This is a genomic window from Flavobacterium panacis (assembly GCF_024649945.1).
GTDB classification, from domain to species: Bacteria; Bacteroidota; Bacteroidia; order Flavobacteriales; family Flavobacteriaceae; genus Flavobacterium; species Flavobacterium panacis.
The window spans coordinates 97,170-119,604 of record NZ_JANKMS010000009.1; the positions used below are offsets into that span (position 1 = coordinate 97,170).

The window sequence follows — 22,435 nt, forward strand, 5'->3', positions numbered from 1 at the left end:
GTATGAAAAAGTATATAAATATAAAAACAGTCATCTTAATGTTTTGTCTGGTTGGTTTGACTCAATCATGCAGTTTAGATGAAAAAAACTTAACCACTATTTCTTTGGATAAATCCTATGGTGAAAGAGCAGGATTCGAAGGATTGATTAATAGTTGTTATGAGAATTTGTATTTCCTTCATGGAAAAGTAGATTATATAGCACCAACAGAAGCAGGAACAGATTCTTGGGAAAATATTGGTACTAGCGGAATTGGTTACACACAATATACAAGCCAGTTGAATCCTGACGATGGAAATGTTAAAGTAATCTGGGGTACAACTTATGCGACGATAAATCTTTGCAACACGGCAATTTATTATTCAAAAGATGTTAAAGGATATTCATCAACAGAGGAAATGAATGCTAAATTGGCAGAGGCTTATTTTCTAAGAGCATTTAGCAATTTTATACTCGTTGAGCAATTTGGAGGTGTGGTTTTAAGAACAAAATCTTCTATTGTTGAAGGAGCAGATAACGCGCCTGTTCGTAGTTCTGAAAAAGAATTTTACGATTTAATTATTGAAGATTTAAAATTTGCCTGTACATACCTTCCAACTACTCAGACTTTGCAGGGAAGAGTAGCTAAAAAAGCAGCTTATGGTTTGTTGGCTAAAGTGTATTTGCAAAGAACACGATTAGGAGATGTTGCAGCGTATTCTAAACTAGCTTTAGATACTGCAGAAGAATTAATCAATAATGCAGCGAAATACAATACAGCTCTTTATGTAAGCGATAATACAGCTTCAGGATTTAAAAAACTTTGGGACGGTAACAACAATAAGAAAAACACCGAATTTTTGTTCACTCAAGGAATCGATCCAGGAGGATTAAATCCTGAAGGATTCAACAGAGGAAGAACCAGACAATATTATTTACCGGATTTAGCAACTAGAGGAGCTGAGTGGGGAGCTGGAGCAACCAGTATTTTGTATGGAAGAGCCAACAGCCGTATGCTAAAGCCAAGTAAATATTTGTTGACAGAAATATTTGCTCCAGTACCATCGCCTGCAGATACACGTTTTGCAGAAACATTTACATTTAAATTTTATGCTGCTGCCAATAAAACGATTACTCAGGCAATGGCTACAGCTTATAAAAAAGATGCTTCGGTAGTAGGATATACGATTAAAAATACTTTGGCTCAGGCACTTCCAGCGGTTAATTTTTATTCTCAAAGAATAGAAGAGCAAATCAATATGAATAATGATGAAGGTTTAGCCGTTTTTACTCCTAACTGGAATATCGATCCTGTTGTGAAAAGTAAAATGCCAATGCTTGTTGCTGATCCAAGTGATATTTTTGAACCAGGAACCAACAAATACAAAGATCCAACCATGTATCCAAACGATCCGAATTTGATCAATATGTTTCCGGCGATGAGAAAATTCTCTGCGGCATTGTATTGTCAAAGTAATCAGTATTGGTTGGGAGATATTCCGATTATTCGTTTAGGAGAAATTTATCTGGTTGCAGCAGAAGCCGCTATTTTAAATGATAATCCAACGAAAGCATTGGGTTACGTAAACACTTTGAGAAAAAGAGCCGCTTTAACATCAAGAGAAAACGAAATGTTAGTGACAAGCGGAGATATGAATATTGATTTTATTTTAAAAGAAAGAGCGAGAGAGTTGTCTGGTGAACATACAAGATGGACAGACCTAAAACGTACTGGAAGATTAAATAAAACATATTTAGATCAGACGAATCCAATTGCAGGAGCAAATTTTATTAATGAAAAACATATAGTTAGACCTATTCCGAGATCATTTTTGGATGCCATTTCAAATGCCAAAGATTTTGGAACTAATGGATATTAAAGAGTTTGGTTAGTAGTTAGGTTAGGGCAGGCTGAAAGGTCTGCCTTTACTTTTTATGGGAAAAAATGGATTCTACTAAGGAAATTTCTAAACTTAAATCAGACTATCAACGCTTTAAAATAGGAGTGTTTTGGTCTTTTTATCACATTTTTAAAAATATAATTGCAGTTTGTTATTTTAAATTAGTCTTAATTATGTGTATAATTGTTCTAAATTACATATTTTTGCACCGTTAATAATTTTATCAGAATGGCATTAGTTAGCGATTTGACCAACAAAATATTGTTTGAAACCGAAAAAGGATACAGTTACCAATGTGATTTGACCAATAGTATCATTATCAATTTTGTTGATACAGTGTCAAGTTATAAGATTCAAGATTTTTTGATTTTTCAAAGAAAGGTGAATAACGTTGACATTCTTAATATGCTTTACGACCTGTCTGATCAGTCAGATGCACAGTTGATTGAAACTACCAAAAGAAACTTTTCCAGAAATCTTACTATCTGTGAAATTGTGCAATTAAGAGAATTATTAAACGGAACTAAATTCACGCTCAGTTTACATTCTATGCTTTGTAATATTGTAAATGTAGAGCTTATTTAGATTCTTACTTAGATTAAATCCAAATTTTCAGACATTTAGGGCTCCTTTGTTAAGTTTTTGTAATTTTACATTATAAAAATTAAAGGTTATGAAAGATTTACTAAGAACAAGCACGTCATTAACTGAAGGCGTAGAAAATATATTGAATTTACAAGCAAAATTAGAAAGCGATGCTTCTAACAAATATTTAGCTATGGCAGCATGGTTGGATAGAAACGGTTTTGCAAATACAGCAGAGTATTTATACAAGCAAGCTGAAGAAGAAAGAGAGCACTTTCTAAAAATTTTCAAATTCATTACAGATATGGGAGGGATTGCAATTACGCCATCTGTTCCTGAAGTACAGCAAGAATTTGCTTCTTTTAGAGAAGTATTTGAAATTGCTTTACAAAACGAAATTGCAGTTACTCAAGCAATTAATAAAGTAATCGCAAAATGTAGACTTGAAAACGATTATGCTACAGAAGATTTTATGATGTGGTATGTAGCTGAGCAAAGAGAAGAAGAGAAAAACGCAAGAAGAGCATTAGAACTTTTCGAATTAATCAACGGAAACGAAGCTGACGGTAAATTCCAATTGGATGTTCAGATTTCAAAAATCGGATAATTAGAAACTGATTTATAATATTTAAAAAGCCCTTAATAATCATTATTAAGGGCTTTTTTGTTAGTTTCAGATTGGTAAATAGTTTTCAAAGTTAAATATTAAGTCTTCTATAAATCAGCTTCAGAGAAGCGAAATGTTTATAGAATTTTATATGTTGTTGGTATCAAAGCTCCAGCGGAGCGACATATTTTTTTATAACGCTATTATATTTCGCTCCGCTGAAGCTCTTTTGCATCCGCATGATTAAATTTCTATAAATATTTTTCCACGCTGGGGCTTAAAAAAGAAACACTGATATAAAAAAAAAGCTATCCGAAAAATTAGTGGACAGCTTTTATTTTATTTACTCATTCATCAAAGTTTCGATTTCTTCAACTTCAAGCGGAATATTACGCATCAAGTTAAAAGGTTCTCCTTTTTCTTGAACCACAACGTTATCTTCTAAACGGATTCCGAATTTTTCTGCTGGAATGTAGATTCCTGGTTCAACTGTGAAAACCATATTCGCTTTCAATGGTTCGTGAAGCAATCCGTAATCGTGTGTGTCTAATCCCATGTGGTGAGAAGTTCCGTGCATGAAATATTTTTTGTAAGCTGGCCATTCTGGGTTTTCGTTCTGAACATCGGCTTTGTCTAATAAACCTAAACCAAGTAATTCAGAAGTCATAATTTTACCCACTTCAATATGGTATTGTTTCCAAAGTGTTCCTGGAGTCAACATTTTAGTTGCTTCGTTTTTCACTTTTAAAACTGCATTGTAAACTGCTTTTTGGCGATCTGTAAAACGTCCTGAAACAGGAATTGTTCTGGTCATATCGCTTGAATAATTAGCATATTCTGCAGCAACGTCTAACAAAATCAAATCTCCTTCTTTACATTGCTGATTGTTTTCGATATAATGTAAAACATTGGCATTGTTTCCAGAAGCGATAATTGGCGTATAAGCAAAACCTTTAGAGCGGTTACGAATGAATTCGTGAGCCAGTTCCGCTTCGATTTCGTATTCGGTAACATTTGGTTTTACGAATCCTAACAATCTACGGAAGCCTTTTTCTGTAATATCACAAGCATGCTGAATCAAATCGATCTCTTCGCTTTCTTTTACAGAGCGAAGTCTTTGTAAAATTGGGTTGCTTTTTGCCACATTGTGAGCAGGATAACGTTCTTTCCACCATTTTACAAAACGAGCCTCACGAGTTTCTGTTTCCACAGAAGCGCGGTAATGTTCGTTGGTATTGATGTACATCGTATCTGCATACGTCATCATTTCGTTCAAAACTTTATGAAAATCTTGTAACCAATAAACGGTTCTAATTCCAGAAACCTGAAAAGCACGTTCTTTAGTCAATTTTTCACCTTCCCAAACTGCGATATGATCGTTGGTTTCTCTCAAGAAAAGCATTTCTCTCTGATTTTCATAAGGAGCATCTGGAAACAAAAGCAAAACACTTTCTTCCTGATCTACACCACTTAGATAAAAAATATCTCTGTGTTGAGCAAAAGGTAAAGTACTGTCTGCACTAACTGGGTAAATGTCATTTGAATTGAACACGGCAACCGAATTCGGTTTCATTTCTGCCATGAATTTTCTGCGGTTTTTTACAAAAAGAGCGCTGTTTATTTGATGATATTTCATAATAACTGAGTTTTTGAACTTCGAATTTCAAAATTACGTATTTTAAATATATTGGGTGAAATAGAATTCTTAAAGTTTTGCTATTTATTGTTTTTGCCACGAAGGCGCGAAGGCGCAAAGTTTTTTACCCAATTTTATCATTCTGAGGAACGAAGAATCACACTAGAAATTCCGTGAAGCAAATCGTCAATTTTGTCATTTTAGACTAAGGATAAATACAATTTTTCTGATTATCTAATTGGTTTTAAATTGAGAATTGTGTAATCTTGAAGTGACAAAGTCTGTTTTAAAAATATGAATACAGAAAATATAAAACTGCTACGAAGTAAAATCTCAATTCCTTTGAATGAAGCAATTCAGCTTCTTAAAATAAATAATGAGGATGTTGTTCTTTCTGAGCAGTATTTTCATGATCAAAACATTAGCGAAATCTGTAAAAGAACAGAATGCGATAAAGAAACTGCAAGTAAGGAGTATCAGATTTGTATTTTTGATGTTGCTAAAACTATTGAAAGGATTAATCAAAAACCAGTTGTAATTTCTACAGGTAATGCTGATTCAAAAATTGGTTTTATTTTATGGCCAGAAGATGCGGAGGGAGAATTCTATAAAACAGAAAAGCGAAATGATGTATTTATTTCAACAGAAGATTTTGAGATTGTTTTGAAGGAATTTGAGTCTGTTTTTCCAATAAAAAATCCTTGGAACGGAACTATTGAAGATGAATTTGATAAAATTGGTAGTAACTTCTTTGATAATGCAACTAGCAGACTAATTGTAGAAAAAATAAGCAGTATTGAAACAAATAATGAAAAAGAAAAAGTTTTCTTGCATGAAATAATAAACTGGATCAATGATAAATTAGCATATGCCGATTACATTGTGGTTTATGGTAATTTATAAGATATGAACTCTAGATAAATAACCACAAAGTTTGTCATTCCGAGGAACGAGGAATCGCACTCGAAACTCCGCAAAGTAAATCGTCAATCTTTGTTGAATTACTAGTGTGATTCCTCGTTCCTCGGAATGACAAAAAATGAGAGACTTAACCATAGAAAATGAACAAACTAAATCCATCCATAAAACATCATTTAATAATTGCGAGTTTTATAAGCTTGTGGCTTTTTGTATTTGCTTTTATCATAAAACCTTTTGATGATGGAACTATAAACTTTCAATCGTGGCTTTTAATCAGCATCGGTTTTAGCGGATTGGCTTTTGTTTGTTATGCCATTCTGGCTTTTATTCAAAAAAAGACTTACGATAAAAAGCAAAAGTGGAATGTAAAACTTGAACTTTTGAGTCTTCTCTTTTATTATTCGATTTATTTAATTGGAGTTTATTGCTATTATAAAAGCCCAATTTTAAACGGAGGTTATACTTTTGGGCAATTTTTCAATATCATATTTGTCAAAGTCGCTTTGATTTTAACGCCTTTGCTTATTCTAGCGAGAACTTATTTAATAAAACTAATTCCTGTAAAAGAAGATATTCTAATAATTAAAGGCGAAAACAAATTAGATGTTTTAAAAATCAAAAAAGCCGATTTGGTTTGTATTTCGAATGCACAGAATTATGTGGAAATTTTTTATCTCGAAAATGAAAAACTCAGATCAAAACTAATTCGTTCTTCTCTTAAAAAAGTGCAGGATGATTTTGGGTTTTTAATGCAAATTCATCGTTCCCATTTAATCAATCCGTTGCATTTTAAATCTTGGAGAAATTCAAATACGATTGTTTTGACTCAAATCGAACTTCCGGTTTCTAAAAATTATAAAGAAGTTTTATTAGCGTTGTAAATTCCGTACCTAAAACAATGCATTTCGTACCCAAGTCAATAAAATTAGGGTTTTAGAAAATCTTTCATTTTAGTTTTGCTTCATCAATTTTAAAACAAATTATGAAAACAAAACATTTTTGCATGACTGGAGTAGTGCTTTTTTTAGTTAGTTATTTATTTTTTTCAGGCCTTATACCAAGTTTAAGCGAATCGATAGATTTTGCACATTGGTTTAATTTAATTGGAGCTTGTTTTTTACTTTCTTTTAATGATGTTTTTCCTAAAACAAAAATCAATAAAGTTGCTTCTGCATTGACAACTTTAGGTGTAATTGCGCATATTGGTCTTTGCACAATCGATCTTATAATGTCAAGTTACGGAAACAACGAAATTGCAAAAGAGGCATTAAGTCATCAAATCACCATTTCGCCAATGATTTTTTATCCGTTTATTGCCGTTGGACCATCTTTTCTTTTTCTTGGTTTGGCGTTGCACGCATTCACTTTTATAAAAACGGAAAGGTTAAAATCTTTGATGGTAATTGTAGGCTCGGTTGCTATTGGGATTTCTTTTTTCGTTTTTAGAAATGGAATTTGGATGCTTTTGAGTTGTGTAGTTTTTCTTTTGGGATTAGTATTGCTGATTTTAGACAAGAAAAATATTAAAAGTTAATTCGTAATTAAAAACAAAGAACTAATATTGTAAAGAAATACTTCGCAACTAGAATAGATTTGAAAAACCACTTAAAATACCTCATTTCCCTTTTTGTGGCGTTAGTCGTAATGGCGGGCGATGGTGTTTTATATTCGCAATCTAGTTCTCCTGAGTACTATCAGTCTTCTTTCGTTGTTTCAAGAAAAGAAAAAGATCTTAAAAATCTTCGTGTTTACGTTTTTAATCAAGTTAAAAGATCTGGAAAAACTTTATTTCCGATACTTTTAAAGTATTTCAGATTAAAAAAAGTTTTGAGTTCTCAAACTCAAATAGTTTTTCAATTACATAAAAATCTGCATCAAAATATAATTTCATTTATAAACCAATCGGTTTTTATAAATGAAATAAGTATTTCAGGTAACTTCAAGAAAAGTTTATACATAGCTTAAGAAAGTTCTTTTCTAAGCATTATGCTATTTCATGGCATAAGATGATTCACAATGTCTAATCATTTATCATTTTAAAATGTATAAACAAACTCATAAAAAAGGTTTAGAGCAATCTAAGCCACGACTTCATTGGATAAAACGAAAATTAATTCTAATCATGACCGCTTTCATGCTCGGAATGGCAAACGAAATGCATACCGAAGATACTAGAATTAAAGGCAATCAAAATTATACGGAGCAGCATAATAAGGATTAAGTTTAATTAGATAATGTGACAATTTGATAATTAGAAAATTCTTAATACTTGAAACTATACGGTTCACCTTTGTCAAATTTTAAAACTTTGACAAAGGTTTTTTTGCGCTCAGTTGTCATTTCTCCTTCATCGAAATGACAAACTGTGTGGGTAATAAATGAAAAAACCGAAGCAATTTTGCTTCGGTTTTTTATTTAGGCTAAAATTTATATTTTAAAATACTGCTTATTTCCCAGCAATTTTTTCTTCTAAATAAAGAATTTCCTTCTTCATACTTTCAATAGTCTCTTTTCTGGCTTCTGCCAATTCTTTATAATTGATGTTTTGTTCTGAAGCAATTGAATCAAAATCGCTGTTTGCATTATTTTTTCGAATCATTGGCCCTTCACTTTTTATCAACCACTCGCAACTATATTGGGGATAATTTTCAACTATTTTTAAAATCCATTTTGCTTGTATGTCGCTATTTTTTGCAATTGCACGCGATAAAACTCCTTTGCTGGCTCCAATCGTCTGTTCAAGTTTTGTTATGCCAATGCCTTCATTTAAGGCTAGTTGTTTTATGTTTTCGAGAATATTACTCATACATGTAGGAAATTATCTTCAATTTTGTTTGAATGTTGAAAATTATCATCTATATTTGTTTCGATTTTTAAAACAAACTAAACAATGGGTAAAAGTAAAACAAAAAATTACAAATCCTATGATTCTGCGGTGTTAGAAGCCTTGTTTTTAAAATATAAGGTTTCAAAATATTATATCAGGCAATGTATTAACGGGACAGTAAGTGGTGTAAAACCTGATTGCATAAAAAAGGATTATGTAATAATGGAAAAAGCAAATCGGGATACGGTTATGAATTTGGTAAGAAAAACGATGCCCTAAAATTTAAACTGTCAGATAAAAACCATTCTGAAAGATTTGGTAAAGATTAAACATTCAAACAAAAAAACATGAAAAAGTATTTTAAAATGGCTCTATTTTGCTGGGGCCTAGGGCTGACTTGTTCTAATGCACAGGTTGGTATGCCAACAAATAATCCAAATAAAGATGCGGTTTTGGATTTAAACAGGACTGATGGTACAAGTGCAAAAGGATTATTGTTGCCTAAAGTAGTATTAACAGGTTTGGCAAATGCGACTCCTATGACGGCGCATGTGGCAGGAATGCATGTCTGGAATACGGCAACAGGAGGATCTGGTGCTACAGCATTTTCTCCGGGTGAATATTTTAATAATGGTTCCAAGTGGGTTCGTGTGTCATCTGCGGCAGATTCTTGGATTCAGGATGGAAATTATAATGGAGTTATCAAAGCAATTGGTACAAATGATAATTTTGATTTACCAATTGAAACGAATGGTACGGAAAAACTACGTGTAACTTCAGGAGGACAGTTATTAATTAATACAACAACATCCTTAGCGGGAGGTACTAATGCAAAACTCCAGATTAATAGCGCAACAAGTGGAGCGTTGCAGATTAAAGATGGTACGCAGGCTTTGAACAAAATTTTAACCTCTGATGCAAATGGATTGGCGACCTGGCAGTTGCCTGCAATGGATATTTATACAGGAGTTCTTGCGGGGCCTAGTGGAATTACGATTTATGCAAACGATCTTAATTTTACAAATACAGGAAATTATGTTGATTTGCCACCCGGAAAATGGATGATTAATGTCAATTTTCTTATTTATACTTCTAATGGTTTTACTGCAGCTGATGAATCTTGGCATATTAGAAGTTCTTTTACAGAAAAAACAAGTATGGTAAGGAATTCAATAACTACTAGTGATTTTAGTGCTAATATTGTAGGAGGGGCTTTAATTACAGGAGAAATTGGAGCCTGTAGTATTTATGGACATGTACGAGGTTCGATTATAATTAATAATCCAGGAAGTGTTTCGAAAAGGTATTATTATATTGCAGGAAGTCCACAGTGCAGAGGTGTTTCGGTTTCTAGTAATTCAATTAAAAATTTTGCCGCAGATACTACGGTTTATTCAGATGGAGTAATCTCGTATCAAAAAATGAATTAATAATGACCGCTTTCATGCTCGAAATGACAAAACTCTATGTAAATAAAAAAACCGAAGCAACAGCTTCGGTTTTTTAAGTTTTGGAATTTGGTCCCGATAGCTATCGGGATGGAATTTAATTAGTCAATCCATTTATAGTAACGAGCTCCAATTAAAACAGGAATCTCTTTTTCGATTCTGTCTAAAACCCATTCGTTTTTCGGAGTTCTGATACTTGTTTTTTGTTCTTTTTTATGAAGACTTTCGTAAGTGTTGAAATCAATTTCTACGCTTTCCGCTAAGTTTTCAAAAAGCTTTACATTTGCCAAGGCAGATTGCCATTCTGGCTGAATTGTTCCTTCAAAAACTTTAGATTTCGATCCGCTTCCGTAAGCTAGGAAACCAAATTTAGTTCCTGCAATTTCTTTTTTAGTATCATAGAAATGAGCCAAAGTTGACAATAATCCCATGAAAATAGAACCTGTGTAAAGGTTTCCTATTAATGAAGAAGCTAATTCTGCAGGCTGTAATTTCTCGGTTACAAATGTTTTGTAATCATCGGATTTTGCAACTTCTTTAATTTTTGTCTGATAATCTGCAGGCGCAATATCATCAGCAATAATTTTTTCAGCACTGTCTAAAGCATAAATTTCAGATAACATTCTTCTTCCTTGGAAGGAATATGGCAAGTGCATAATAATGCTAGTCCAAGTATTATATAAAGTCTCGGTAGTGTTTTTTAATTTCTTGAATGAAAAGTAAGCATTGCGCGTACGATCCATATAACATTGGTTGGAATACTGACCGTCAAAAACCGGTTGGTCTTTGTGAATTTCGATTTCGGCTTCTAAATTATCAAACCAAGAATCGTTGTTAGCGTTTTTGGTAATTTCTTCTTTAGAAATAGTTCTGTACGGTTTAAAGAAATCAAAAACACCTTTTGTGCTTGTTGCCCAATTATCATCAAAAGCAATGATTTTTGGGTTTGCCGTGATCAACATCGCAACAGCTCCGGCACCTTGGGTGTATTCTCCACCAGAGTTTAAATCGTATTTAGCAAAATCAGAAGTAACAACGATTGCTTTTTTCGTTGGATTCAATTTTACGAAATCCAAACAGTTTTGCATCGCGTCTACGCCGCCAATACAAGCAAAAGTGAAATCTACAACGTCGCATTCAGCTAAAACATCTTCGCCAAATTTTTGCTCCATTAAACTAATTAAATAAGAAGCAATTGGTTTCGAGCTGTCAACACCGCTTTCGGTACCAACATAGATTCGGCTTATTTCGTTGAGGTTGATTTTGTTTTCGGTAATAAGTTTGGTTAAAGCGTTTGCTCCAAAAACTACCGCATCTTGGTGAACATCTGGAAAGGTCATTTTTAGTAATCCAAGACCTTTTTCTAATTTTTCAGGTTCAATATTTCTGGCGATTGCCAAAGTTTTTATGGGTAAATGTATGTTTGCTACATCAAATGAAATAGCATCAATTCCTGTTTTCATTCTTTATTTTTTGAGCGGCTAAAGGTAAAACTATGTTGTGGAATGACAATTTTTTACTTAGACAAAATTTAGGTGCAGTGAAACTTTTAAAGAAAACAAATCAAAACTTTGAATAAAATAACAATATCATAAATTTTTGGTAATCTACTTAGAATTGAATTTTGGCTCTAAAGCTTAGAAAGCAATGATTTGAGGTTTTCTATAGTGAATTATTTTTTATTTGCTTTCTTTTTGTACGTAAAAATACGTAGAATCCTGCTATTTTAAAATCATTATAAATAACAGCGAAATGGTTGTAGTTCTTTTGTAATTGAGTTATTTTTGTCTAATTTTTTAAAACAAACTACTTAAACACTTATGGCACAATCTGCACAGTTGAATGCTTCCATCTTAAAGAAAGTAGCTATGGCTCTTTCGGGAATATTCTTAATCACGTTTTTAGCGCTGCATGTTTCCTTAAATTTTATTTCTATTTTAAGTAAAGATGTCTTCAATGAGGCTTCTCACTTTATGGGATACAATCCGCTGATTCAGTATGTAATGCAGCCAGTTTTGGCATTTGGAGTAATTTTCCACTTCGTAATGGGATTTGTTCTTACGGCACAAAACAGCGCAGCACGACCAATTGCATACGCTAAATACAACGGAGCTGCAAACGCTTCTTGGAGTTCTAGAAATATGATTATTTCTGGATTGGTTATTTTGGCTTTCTTAGGATTGCACTTTTATGATTTCTGGTTTCCTGAAGTAAGCTACAAATATATAGCTGGAACAGCACCAGATGCTACAAGATATTATGGTGAGTTAGTTCACAAATTTCATGACCCAATCCGTACAGCGTTATACTGTATTTCTTTTATCCTTTTAGGATTTCACTTATGGCACGGGTTTGCATCTTCTCTTCAATCTGTAGGGATGCACAACAAATACTCTAGATTTTTATCAAAAGTAGGTTACTGGTTTGCAGTTGTAGTACCAGCAGCTTTTGTAATTATCGCTTTATTTCATCATTTCAACCAATAATTAATATCAATTATAATGGCATTAGATTCAAAAATTCCAAATGGTCCTATAGCGGACAAATGGACAAATTATAAAGATCATATTAATTTAGTAAACCCAGCTAACAAACGTAATTTAGATATTATCGTTGTTGGTACAGGTTTGGCTGGAGGTTCGGCTGCGGCTACTCTAGCAGAGTTAGGATATAACGTAAAAGCATTTTGCTTTCAAGATTCTCCACGTCGTGCGCACTCTATCGCTGCACAAGGAGGTATCAACGCGGCAAAAAACTATAAAGGAGACGGTGACTCGATCTACAGATTATTTTATGATACTGTAAAAGGTGGAGATTACCGTGCTCGTGAGGCAAACGTTTACCGTTTGGCTGAGGTTTCAGGAAATATCATTGACCAATGTGTGGCTCAAGGGGTGCCATTGGCTCGTGAATACGGCGGATTATTAGATAACCGTTCTTTTGGAGGAACTTTGGTTTCTCGTACATTTTACGCGCAAGGACAAACAGGACAACAATTATTGTTAGGAGCTTATTCTGCAATGAACCGTCAAATTGGTCGTGGTAAAATTAAAATGTACAACCGTCACGAAATGCTAGACTTAGTAATCGTGAACGGAAAAGCGAGAGGTATTATCGCTCGTAACTTAATCACAGGAGAAATCGAAAGACATTCTGCTCACGCGGTAGTAATTGGTTCTGGAGGATACGGAAACGTATTTTTCCTTTCTACAAATGCTATGGGAAGTAACGCAACAGCAGCTTGGAAAATTCATAAAAAAGGAGCTTTTTTCGCAAATCCTTGTTATACACAAATTCACCCAACATGTATTCCAGTTTCTGGAGATCACCAGTCTAAATTGACTTTGATGTCTGAATCTTTACGTAATGATGGTCGTATTTGGGTTCCTAAAAACTTGGAAGATGCAAAAGCAATCCGTGAAGGAAAGAAAAAAGCAACTGATTTATCTGAAGACGAAAGAGATTATTTCTTAGAAAGAAGATATCCAGCTTTTGGTAACTTAGTACCTCGTGACGTTGCGTCTCGTGCGGCTAAAGAAAGATGTGATGCTGGTTTTGGAGTTAACAAAACTGGAGAAGCAGTTTACTTGGATTTCGCAGCAGCAATCAAACGTTACGGAACGGAAGATGCTTATGTAAAAGGTTTAGATGATAAAGATGCTGCTTTGGTAACTAAATTAGGAGCTGCAATCGTGAAAAGTAAATACGGAAACTTATTCCAGATGTACTACAAAATCGTTGATGAGGATCCTTACACTACACCAATGATGATTTACCCAGCGGTTCACTACACAATGGGTGGAACTTGGGTTGACTATAACTTAATGACTACAATTCCAGGATGTTTCTCAATTGGAGAATCTAACTTCTCTGATCACGGAGCAAACAGACTTGGAGCTTCTGCTTTAATGCAAGGTTTAGCTGATGGATATTTCGTATTACCTTATACTATCGGAGATTATTTAGCTCCAGATATTAAAATGGGTGAAATTTCTACAGATTTACCAGAATTCATTGAAGCTGAAAAAGCGGTTAAAGATCAAATCGAGAAATTTATCAATAATAACGGTAAACATTCTGTAGATTACTTCCACAAAAAATTAGGAAAAATTATGTGGAATAAAGTAGGTATGGCTCGTAATGCTAAAGGATTGGCTGAAGCTATCGAAGAAATTGCTGCTTTACGTGAAGAGTTTTATAAAGATGTAAAAGTTCCTGGAAATGCTAACGAATTTAATCAGGAATTAGAAAAAGCGACTCGTGTTGCCGATTTCTTAGAATTAGGAGAATTGTTCGCGAAAGATGCTTTACACCGTAACGAATCTTGTGGAGGTCACTTCCGTGAGGAATACCAAACAGAAGAAGGAGAAGCACTTCGTGACGACGAGAACTTTGCATACGTTGCAGCTTGGGAATACAAAGGAAAACCAAGTGATGCAGTATTACACAAAGAACCTCTTAATTACGAAAACATTAAATTAGTTCAAAGAAGTTATAAATAAGAATTTGGTCGAAAGCCCAAAGTCTTAAAGTCAAAAGGCAAAATGTGCCAAGCGACTTTCGACTTTCGACTTTATGACTTTCAAACGAAAAAGGTTATGAAACTTACATTAAAAATATGGCGTCAAAAAAACGCACAAGATAAAGGAGGGATTGTAGAATATCCTATTGATGGAATTGAACCAGACATGTCTTTCCTTGAAATGTTAGATGTTCTTAACGAAGATCTAATCAACAAAGGAGATGAGCCTGTAGCATTTGACCACGATTGTCGTGAGGGAATCTGCGGAATGTGTTCTTTATTCATCAACGGAGAAGCACACGGACCAGACAGAGGAGTTACAACTTGTCAGTTACACATGCGTATGTTTAAAGATGGAGATACGATTTTTATCGAGCCATTTAGAGCAAAAGCTTTCCCAGTAATTAAAGATTTAGTAGTTGATAGAAGTTCTTTCGACAGAATTCAACACGCAGGAGGATTTATCTCTGTAAATACTTCAGGAAATACAATCGATGCGAATACTATTCCAGTTCCAAAAGACGATGCAGACAAATCATTTGATGCTGCTGCTTGTATTGGTTGTGGAGCTTGTGTTGCAACTTGTAAAAACTCTTCAGCAATGTTATTCGTTTCTGCAAAAGTTTCTCAATATGCATTATTGCCACAAGGTAAAGTTGAAGCAACAGACCGTGTTTTACACATGGTTCACCAAATGGATTTAGAAGGTTTCGGTAACTGTACTAACACAGGAGCTTGTGAAATTGAATGTCCAAAAGGAATCTCGCTTGAAAATATTGCACGTATGAACCGTGAGTATTTAGCAGCGAGCTTGAAAGGATAATACACAATTTAGTATAATTAAAAAACGCATACATTAATTTGAATGCGTTTTTTTTTATTTAGGTAAAAGTTGGGATTCTCTGTTGGATTTGCAATAAAATTTTACCCATTTTTTTGTTGTGACAAAATGGAATTTTTAAATCAAAATTTACTTTTGATAGTAAATGAAATAGGTAATTTATTCGTTTGATTAAAACTTAATAAAACATGAAAAGACTAATTACAATTTGGCTTATAATGACAATATCATTTGCTGTAAGAGCCCAAAAGTTTTTTGAAATGAAAACTTACGAAGAAAATGGAAAAATTGGCCTATTGGATGAGAACGGAAAAAAAATTACGTCTGCAAAATATGATAAACTTTGGCTGGATTCAGATGGAAAAACGGTTATTGCTGAATTCCAGGCTGCATTTTATGATGGTCTTTGTAGTGCTTCTATGAACCAAAAGATCGGTTTCATAAATAAAAAAGGAGATGAAATTGTTCCTTTTCAATTTTCCAGAGTTCGTGAATTTAACGTTGAAGGGTTAGCTGCTGTTTCAAAGGATGGTAAATGGGGCTTTATAAATAAAAGAGGAAAAGAAGTAATACCTATTATTTATGATAAAGTTTTTGATTTTGAAAATGGTAAAGCTCTTGTAGTAGAAGGTCAATCAGTTTTTTTTATTGACACTAAAGGAAAAGAAACTAACTCACATTATAGTTTGACAGATAGATATGAGGAGGGTAAGCTGTTGATAATTAAAAATAATATTGGTAAATACGGGTTTATGAAAAAGGATGTGATTTACCCTGCTTTTTATGATTTTGCTCAATTTATTCCTAATGAAGATTATTTAATTGTACAATTGGGAGGGAAAATTGGAATTGTTAATAACGCGGCAAAAGAAATTATTTCTCCAATTTATGATAAGTACAGTTATTTTGATGGAAAGTATTTTTATTTATGGAAAAGAACAGAGTGGGATCTTAAACAGGGCATTATTGATAATAATGGTAAAATAATTAGTCCTTTTGTATACGGATCTTTGGACTATTTTATAGATGGTCTGTCCCGAGTTAAACTTGATTTAGTTTTTGCACCTGAAAAAAATAAGGTTTACGATGAAAAATATGGTTTTATTGATGAAACAGGCAAAGAAGTTATTCCTCGTATTTATGATTTTGCATGGAATTTTAAAAAAGGTAGAGCTAAAGTAAGAGTTGCAGGTCGTGAATTTTACATAGATAAAACTGGTAAAGAAATTGAAGAATGATGCTAACTGCATATAACAATTCATAATCAAAAAATGGTTGAATAAAAAGCATTCCGTCTTGATGGGATGCTTTTTTTTATGTCTTATTCGTAATATAAATTTGATTCACTAATTTCCTGTTTTTCTTTTCCTTCTTGTTGTATAAAACAATTCAAAATCGTGCCGCCCGTTAAATCAAAATAACTGATATTGAGTTTGTGAAATCCTTTTTCCAGTTTAACTGCTCCATAAGCTTCATTTGCCCAATGAATACCATCATTGTTTACGATAAGTTCATTATCGATAGCAAGCTTCGATCCGTCGTCTGAAAGCGTCGAAAAAGTATAATTTCCTGTTTCTGGAATAAAGAGATATCCATTGAATTTTAAACCGATATAACGCTCTAATTTTGTTTTCCATTTTTCAGCGCTTATTTTACCTTCTAAAATGCCTGAATTTTTGGGTTTTGAAAGTTCTAAATCTTGAATTTGATTAAAGTTTCCAGTAAAATAGTCATATTTCAAACCATTTTTTTTGGGTTGAATTGCCAAAGCAGGTTTTAAATCGGGATTTCGAACAATGATTTTATTGATAGAACTTCTTTTGCCGCTTTCGCTGATTTGAATTGTTTTGATAATTCTGTATTCCCCTTTTGGAATATTTATCGTGACAGGATTTTGATATAAGTTGGCTGTTTCATCAGGATTATAACCATTAATCGTGTAGAATATTTTTCCGTTTTTGATAGTTGGTTTTAAATCTAAAATATATTTGGATGTTATTAAAGCCGTTTCATCTGCACCAAAAGGTGTTGGGACTTTATACAATCGATTTTGTAATTCCAGTTTTTCTAAATGATACGGCAATTGATTTTGAAGAAAATGACTGTAATTTTTGTTTTGAGGTTCCGTCCATGCAATTTCTGCCAAAGCAAACATTCTCGGATAAAGCATATAATTCAATTTCGCTGGACTTGTCAAATATTCCGACCAAAGATTCGCCTGAACGCCAATAATATATTTTTGTTCTTCAATTGATAAACTGTCAACTGGAGTTGGATTATAGTCGTACACTTTTTCTAAAGTGCTCAATCTTCCAACCGTAAGCGGTTCGTTTGGTGAATAACCTTGATTGTAATCAAAATAAACCGTTCCTTCTGGTGTCATTACAACGGGATGTTTCAGTTTTGCGGCATGAATACCGCCCGATTCTCCTCGCCAAGACATAACAGCTGCGTTTGGCGCCAATCCGCCTTCTAGGATTTCGTCCCATCCAAAAATTTGTCTTCCGTTGGCATTTAAGAATTTCTCGATTCTTTTGATGAAATAACTCTGTAATTCATGTTCGTCTTTCAAACCTAAAGCAGAGATTCTTTTTTGACAATTCGGACAAACTTTCCATCTTGTTTTTGGGCATTCATCTCCACCAACATGAATGTTTTTACTTGGAAATAACGCCATAACTTCTGTCAAAACATCTTCTAGAAAAGTAAAAGTTTCGTCTTTTCCAGCGCAAAAAACATTTTCAAAAACGCCCCAAGATTCTACTACTTTATAATTTCGATCTGGAAAACAAGCTAAATTTGGATAAGCTGTAACGGCTGCAGAAGCATGTCCCGGCATTTCGATTTCTGGAATTATATTTACATAATGAGCTTCGGCAAATTTGACCACTTCCTTGATTTCTTCTTGAGTATAAAATCCTCCGTACGGATTTCCGTCAAAAAAGAATGGAGTTCTTTCGAATTTATTTCCGACTAAAGTCTGATTTCTTTTCGATCCGACTTCAGTCAGTTTTGGATATTTTTTAATCTCAATTCTCCAGCCTTGATCGTCGGTTAAATGCCAATGAAAGTTATTTAATTTATAACTGGACATTTGTGCGATAAAATCTTTTATAACAGCAACAGAGAAGAAATGACGGCAGACGTCTAAATGCAAGCCTCGGTAAGAATATCGAGGAGAATCTTCAATAATTACACGAGGAAGTTTTATTTCTGTAACAGTTTTGTTTGGAAGTAACTGCAGTAAAGATTGAACCGCGTAAAAAAGTCCTTCTTCTTGACCAATAATTGTAATTTTATTTGAAGTGATTTCAATTTTGTAAGCTTCTTTGGATGAAAGATTTTTGCTTGAATCAAATTCAATTTTAAGATTTGATTTTTTTGAAGAAGCAGAAACGTTCAAAGCCGATTCTAAAATTTTAGCTGATTTTAATTCCTTTTCACTGTAATTTTTGTTTTTAAAAACAACTTGAACTTTTCCATTTATAGAAATGCTATCTCCAGTCAGTTTATACAAATTTGGAGCAGGAATAATAGAATTGTTTTGTTGCGAATTTTGTGCTTTTCCATTTAAAAAAGAAAGAACAAAAAATAAAAAAAGGAATTTTTTCATGGGAGAAAAACTTTAGATTTTTATTGAAAACAGTTTTAAAGATATCGAAATGCTTTTAAAAATAATTTATTATCCGTTGGGTAAAATTAGTGTTCAATTTTACTCACCAGTTTAGATTCAAATCTGTGTGATCTGCTTTGATCTGTCTAAATCTGCGTGAAAAAAAAAATCGATGTGCAAAAGTATTTCACGCTGATTTTAAAAGATTTCAGCAGATCAAATTAGATTTTAGTTGTTCAATGAACTATATTTAATTGTATTTCATCCAACGGGTTGTCTGTTGAAAATTTTTATTGCCAATACAGCTTTTGGTTTCGATGAATTTTGTAATGAAATGTTTATTTTTGTAAATAGAAAAAATCAATCGGCATGAGCACTGAAAATGAAGTTTTAAATTACAGTAAAGAAGAACGTAAAAATCATATTCTAAAAGAGATCAACTTGCACACGCGTGTTAGTTTTGAAACTCTTTCGGCTAAACTTGGTGTTTCCGAAGATACTGTTCGCCGTGATATTAATGAATTGGACGCCGATTCGCTTTTAATTAAAGTGAAAGGTGGCGCCATGACCAAAGGATATCACTATTCTTCATCGAATCAAACTTATGCGGTTGAAGCGAAACAAGTTATTGCGCAAAAAGCCGTTGGACTTCTTCATGACGGAATGGTTTTAATTGTTGACGGCGGAACTACAATTCGTGAATTCATCCGATTAATTCCAAACGATCTTAATTTGACGGTTTTTACTATTACGGCTCTAACAGCGGTTCAGCTTTTAGATAAACCCAATATCAAAACCATTATGATTGGCGGAAGCATTTCTTCGTACAGTCAGATGTGCGTGAGCGGAGAAGCTTTTCATCAATTGGCCAATATAAAAGCCGATCTTTTGGTTTTAGGAACAAATGCTCTAGACGTTGACGGCGGTTATTCTGATTCGGATTGGGAAACTGTTCAGGTTAAAAAAGCAATGATTCAGGCTTCTAAAAAAACAGCAGTTTTAACGATTACAGAAAAACTTAATACCGTTCTAAAAATGAAAATTGCTAGTTTGTCTGAAGTGAATTATGTTATTACCGAAGAAGAACCAAATCACGAAAAACTACAGCCGTACAAAAGTGCCGTTCCAAGTTTGGTTGTGATTTAATCCCAATTTCTCACTAAAAAATCAATCCAATTTTGATGAAAGATTCCTTTTAAATCTTCATCAGAATAACCATGATTTTTAAAAATCGAAACCAGTTTTTGCAAATCGGCAATCGTGTCTAAATCGTACGGACATTGTTCTGTCCCGAAAGCGCCATCCAAATCAGAACCAATTCCGATATGATTGGCATTTCCTGCAAGCTGGCAAATGTGATCCAGGTGTTTGAAAGCGGTTTCTAAACTGCAATTCATTTTTTTAGGATCAGAAATTCCTCGTTCCCAATTTGGAACCATCATCCAAGCATCTAAAGCACCGCCAATAACAGCGCCTCTAGAAATTAAAGCTTTGATCATTTCGTCGCTGTATTGGCGATTATGATCAACTAAAGCCCTGCAATTGTTATGACTTGCCCAAACAGCACCATTAAAATTATCCAAAGCTTGCCAAAATGCATCATCGCATAAATGTGTGGCATCTAGAATAATATTTAAACGTTCCATTTCTTTCAATAAATCAATTCCATTTTGATTCATTTTTCCAGTTGCATCAGTTCCGTTTGCGTATCGGCCTGGGCCATAATGTGCGGGACCAACAGCTCTTAATCCGTAATTATAAGCTCTTTCCAAATAAGAAATATCCACGATAGAATCGGCGCCTTCCAAACTCAAAATATAGCCGATTGGTTTTTTATCGTTTGGCGTTCCATCATTCCATAAATCAAAATGATTTAAAAGCGATTTTTTATCTGTAAGCTGCGTCATTTCGCCAGCTTCTTCCATGCTTTTGTACCACGCCAACTGACCCTGAGTTTGCGCCCAAGCTTGTTCTGGCGAATTCCATCCGGGAATAATGCTGTCTGGTTTTACAAATCTTGCAATTTGAGTGGCAACTACAATTCCGATATTGCCTCTTCTGAGATCAGGAAAAGAAACTGTTGCGCGTTCGCGATCTGGTTTATCGGTCATTCCTTTTTCCAACTCTCGTAAAGAGGGAACGTTATTTCGTAAATCTCGATTCCATTCCATCGCATTCATGCTGAGATCTAAGTGGGCATCTAGTATAAACATAGGATTTAAAGTTTAAATAGTATTTTTTCGGCCTCGCGCACCAATCGGCCATTGCGCATAAATTTGCTGTTTTTTGTTTACCGCCTGAAGATTATCATATAATGCAACAGTAGGACAGACATGATAAGGTTCGGCATAAATAATATCGCCGATTTCATATTCGTTTTGACCTTTATTCTCAACAACCAAATGTTCTTCTGAATGTGCGGTTGGAATCAAATTTTCATCATTTAAAATGACTAATCTTTTATCAATCGGATTTTCAGAGGAAACGGCTTTATAACCGATATCAACACAAAATGTATTTTTAGTAGGTTTAGAAATAATGGTTCCAACAATTACTAAAGCTGGTTTGAAATCTTGTTCAGGTAAATTGTTTTGATAATTCGAATCCCAAAAAACAAAAGTTCCTGGACTGCATTCTACATTTTCCTGCGATGCATAAAACGGAAAAGTATTGGAACCGCCCGCCACAATTTTTAAATTTTCTGCTTTGCTGATAATCTGTTCAAAAGACTTTGAAGCTTCTAAATTTCGTTCTTCAACAATTCCTTTTATATGACCATCATAAATGTGAATGCCTTTGAAATAAAGATTTTTTAATTGTGAAATAGCATCAATTAATTCAGTCCAATTTTCTGAAATGGAAAAACCAGTTCGATTCATTCCCGTATTTAAATCCAAATAAACAGAAAGAATTAAATTATTTCTTTTGGCAATTTCATTTAAATCGGAAGCTGTTTTCAAATTGTCGATAATCGTGGAAAAACGAATTTCAGGAAATTTTTTAATTAATGAAATCCATCTTTCTGCTTTTAATCCAACAGGTTGGTACGCTAAAAGAATATCTTCAATTTGCTGATTTGCGGCAAGTTCTGCTTCTGCAATTGTAGCACATTTTATTTTCTTGATATTATAAATTTTAAAAAGCTCTAAAACCTCTGCATTTTTATGTGTTTTTATATGCGGACGCAATCGTTGCGTATTGCCTTTCACGTAAGAAATCAGCTTTTCGATATTTTGACGTACTCGATCTTCGTAAACTGCTAAAAACGGAGTATCGATAAGTGTTTCGGAATTAATTTTCCACCAGTTCTTTTGCATAATCTTGGTTTTAGCTATTTAGTTTTGATTTACTTTGATTTTTTTTAAACACATAGAATCATAGGCTTTTGATGCTGGTAAAAAAGGCGTTTCACTTTTTATGAATGCACATAGAGAACTATGTGTAACAGTAATCATGTTGAATATTTTAAACGCATAGAAACATAGTTTTTGATGCTGATGAAAAGGCGTTTCACTTGGCATTAACAAACATAGCGCTATGTTTAATGACTTGTCA

Annotated in this window: 21 protein-coding genes; 15 read left to right on the forward strand and 6 right to left on the reverse strand. The window is 33.6% G+C overall.

Translation table 11 applies throughout. The features are described from left to right. Positions 1-2 precede the first annotated feature (2 nt). The 3 genes from NQQ59_RS18570 to NQQ59_RS18580 all read left to right on the forward strand — a co-directional run bounded on the left by NQQ59_RS18570 (position 3) and on the right by NQQ59_RS18580 (position 3,072). A complete protein-coding gene (locus tag NQQ59_RS18570) occupies positions 3-1,859 on the forward strand; it encodes a RagB/SusD family nutrient uptake outer membrane protein (protein ID WP_144217045.1) in 1,857 nt (618 codons plus the stop codon). A 249-nt stretch (positions 1,860-2,108) separates the two neighbouring features. After that, positions 2,109-2,465 (forward strand): hypothetical protein, encoded by a 357-nt coding sequence (locus NQQ59_RS18575; protein WP_144217048.1) that lies wholly within the window; start codon positions 2,109-2,111, stop codon positions 2,463-2,465. 88 nt (positions 2,466-2,553) lie between these two features. After that, a complete protein-coding gene (locus NQQ59_RS18580; RefSeq protein WP_144217050.1) occupies positions 2,554-3,072 on the forward strand; it encodes a ferritin in 519 nt (172 codons plus the stop codon). Positions 3,073-3,415: 343 nt separating this feature from the next. Here NQQ59_RS18580 and NQQ59_RS18585 read toward each other — a convergent pair whose 3' ends face one another. After that, positions 3,416-4,708 carry an aminopeptidase P family protein gene (locus NQQ59_RS18585; RefSeq protein WP_144217052.1) on the reverse strand — a complete coding sequence of 431 codons (1,293 nt, stop codon included), beginning with the start codon at positions 4,706-4,708 and terminating at the stop codon, positions 3,416-3,418. Between the two features lie 294 nt (positions 4,709-5,002). On the opposite strand from NQQ59_RS18585, the gene NQQ59_RS18590 reads away from it, so the two are divergent. The 5 genes from NQQ59_RS18590 to NQQ59_RS18610 all read left to right on the forward strand — a co-directional run bounded on the left by NQQ59_RS18590 (position 5,003) and on the right by NQQ59_RS18610 (position 7,850). Continuing rightward, complete coding sequence (locus NQQ59_RS18590; protein ID WP_144217054.1) at positions 5,003-5,611, forward strand: hypothetical protein; 609 nt, start codon at positions 5,003-5,005, stop codon at positions 5,609-5,611. Between the two features lie 158 nt (positions 5,612-5,769). Beyond that, a complete protein-coding gene (locus NQQ59_RS18595) occupies positions 5,770-6,510 on the forward strand; it encodes a LytTR family DNA-binding domain-containing protein (protein WP_144217057.1) in 741 nt (246 codons plus the stop codon). A gap of 101 nt (positions 6,511-6,611) precedes the next feature. Beyond that, entirely contained in the window at positions 6,612-7,163 is a 552-nt protein-coding gene (locus NQQ59_RS18600; RefSeq protein WP_144217059.1) for a hypothetical protein, read from the forward strand. A 59-nt stretch (positions 7,164-7,222) separates the two neighbouring features. Beyond that, positions 7,223-7,594 (forward strand): hypothetical protein, encoded by a 372-nt coding sequence (locus NQQ59_RS18605; protein ID WP_144221553.1) that lies wholly within the window; start codon positions 7,223-7,225, stop codon positions 7,592-7,594. 76 nt (positions 7,595-7,670) lie between these two features. Then, complete coding sequence (locus NQQ59_RS18610; RefSeq protein WP_144217061.1) at positions 7,671-7,850, forward strand: hypothetical protein; 180 nt, start codon at positions 7,671-7,673, stop codon at positions 7,848-7,850. A gap of 225 nt (positions 7,851-8,075) precedes the next feature. On the opposite strand, the gene NQQ59_RS18615 is transcribed toward NQQ59_RS18610, so the two are convergent. Continuing rightward, the gene (locus tag NQQ59_RS18615; RefSeq protein ID WP_144217063.1) at positions 8,076-8,435 is read right to left on the reverse strand and encodes a hypothetical protein; all 360 of its coding nucleotides are present in this window, start codon (positions 8,433-8,435) and stop codon (positions 8,076-8,078) included. An 84-nt stretch (positions 8,436-8,519) separates the two neighbouring features. On the opposite strand from NQQ59_RS18615, the gene NQQ59_RS18620 reads away from it, so the two are divergent. Both NQQ59_RS18620 and NQQ59_RS18625 read left to right on the forward strand, forming a co-directional pair. Then, the gene (locus tag NQQ59_RS18620; RefSeq protein WP_144217066.1) at positions 8,520-8,735 is read left to right on the forward strand and encodes a hypothetical protein; all 216 of its coding nucleotides are present in this window, start codon (positions 8,520-8,522) and stop codon (positions 8,733-8,735) included. A gap of 68 nt (positions 8,736-8,803) precedes the next feature. Next, positions 8,804-9,886 carry a hypothetical protein gene (locus NQQ59_RS18625; protein ID WP_144217068.1) on the forward strand — a complete coding sequence of 361 codons (1,083 nt, stop codon included), beginning with the start codon at positions 8,804-8,806 and terminating at the stop codon, positions 9,884-9,886. A 119-nt stretch (positions 9,887-10,005) separates the two neighbouring features. Here NQQ59_RS18625 and NQQ59_RS18630 read toward each other — a convergent pair whose 3' ends face one another. Further along, a complete protein-coding gene (locus NQQ59_RS18630; RefSeq protein ID WP_144217071.1) occupies positions 10,006-11,367 on the reverse strand; it encodes a hydroxymethylglutaryl-CoA synthase family protein in 1,362 nt (453 codons plus the stop codon). A 357-nt stretch (positions 11,368-11,724) separates the two neighbouring features. Here NQQ59_RS18630 and NQQ59_RS18635 point away from each other — a divergent pair, with 357 nt between their 5' ends. The 4 genes from NQQ59_RS18635 to NQQ59_RS18650 all read left to right on the forward strand — a co-directional run bounded on the left by NQQ59_RS18635 (position 11,725) and on the right by NQQ59_RS18650 (position 16,505). Further along, positions 11,725-12,390 (forward strand): succinate dehydrogenase cytochrome b subunit, encoded by a 666-nt coding sequence (locus NQQ59_RS18635; protein ID WP_144217074.1) that lies wholly within the window; start codon positions 11,725-11,727, stop codon positions 12,388-12,390. Positions 12,391-12,405: 15 nt separating this feature from the next. Then, the gene (locus NQQ59_RS18640) at positions 12,406-14,406 is read left to right on the forward strand and encodes a fumarate reductase/succinate dehydrogenase flavoprotein subunit (protein ID WP_144217076.1); all 2,001 of its coding nucleotides are present in this window, start codon (positions 12,406-12,408) and stop codon (positions 14,404-14,406) included. Between the two features lie 96 nt (positions 14,407-14,502). Then, positions 14,503-15,249 (forward strand): succinate dehydrogenase/fumarate reductase iron-sulfur subunit, encoded by a 747-nt coding sequence (locus tag NQQ59_RS18645; RefSeq protein ID WP_144217078.1) that lies wholly within the window; start codon positions 14,503-14,505, stop codon positions 15,247-15,249. A 206-nt stretch (positions 15,250-15,455) separates the two neighbouring features. After that, entirely contained in the window at positions 15,456-16,505 is a 1,050-nt protein-coding gene (locus tag NQQ59_RS18650; RefSeq protein ID WP_144217080.1) for a WG repeat-containing protein, read from the forward strand. An 83-nt stretch (positions 16,506-16,588) separates the two neighbouring features. Here the strand turns inward: NQQ59_RS18650 and NQQ59_RS18655 are convergent, their stop codons facing one another. Continuing rightward, positions 16,589-18,880 carry a family 20 glycosylhydrolase gene (locus tag NQQ59_RS18655; protein WP_144217082.1) on the reverse strand — a complete coding sequence of 764 codons (2,292 nt, stop codon included), beginning with the start codon at positions 18,878-18,880 and terminating at the stop codon, positions 16,589-16,591. 369 nt (positions 18,881-19,249) lie between these two features. Here NQQ59_RS18655 and NQQ59_RS18660 point away from each other — a divergent pair, with 369 nt between their 5' ends. After that, a complete protein-coding gene (locus tag NQQ59_RS18660) occupies positions 19,250-20,026 on the forward strand; it encodes a DeoR/GlpR family DNA-binding transcription regulator (protein ID WP_144217084.1) in 777 nt (258 codons plus the stop codon). Here NQQ59_RS18660 and NQQ59_RS18665 read toward each other — a convergent pair. After that, positions 20,023-21,093 carry a dipeptidase gene (locus tag NQQ59_RS18665; RefSeq protein ID WP_144217087.1) on the reverse strand — a complete coding sequence of 357 codons (1,071 nt, stop codon included), beginning with the start codon at positions 21,091-21,093 and terminating at the stop codon, positions 20,023-20,025. The genes NQQ59_RS18660 and NQQ59_RS18665 overlap by 4 nt on opposite strands. 12 nt (positions 21,094-21,105) lie before the next feature. Then, positions 21,106-22,197: a D-TA family PLP-dependent enzyme gene (locus tag NQQ59_RS18670; protein WP_144217088.1), complete on the reverse strand. Its 1,092-nt coding sequence runs from the start codon at positions 22,195-22,197 to the stop codon at positions 21,106-21,108. Between the last annotated feature and the right edge of the window lie 238 nt (positions 22,198-22,435).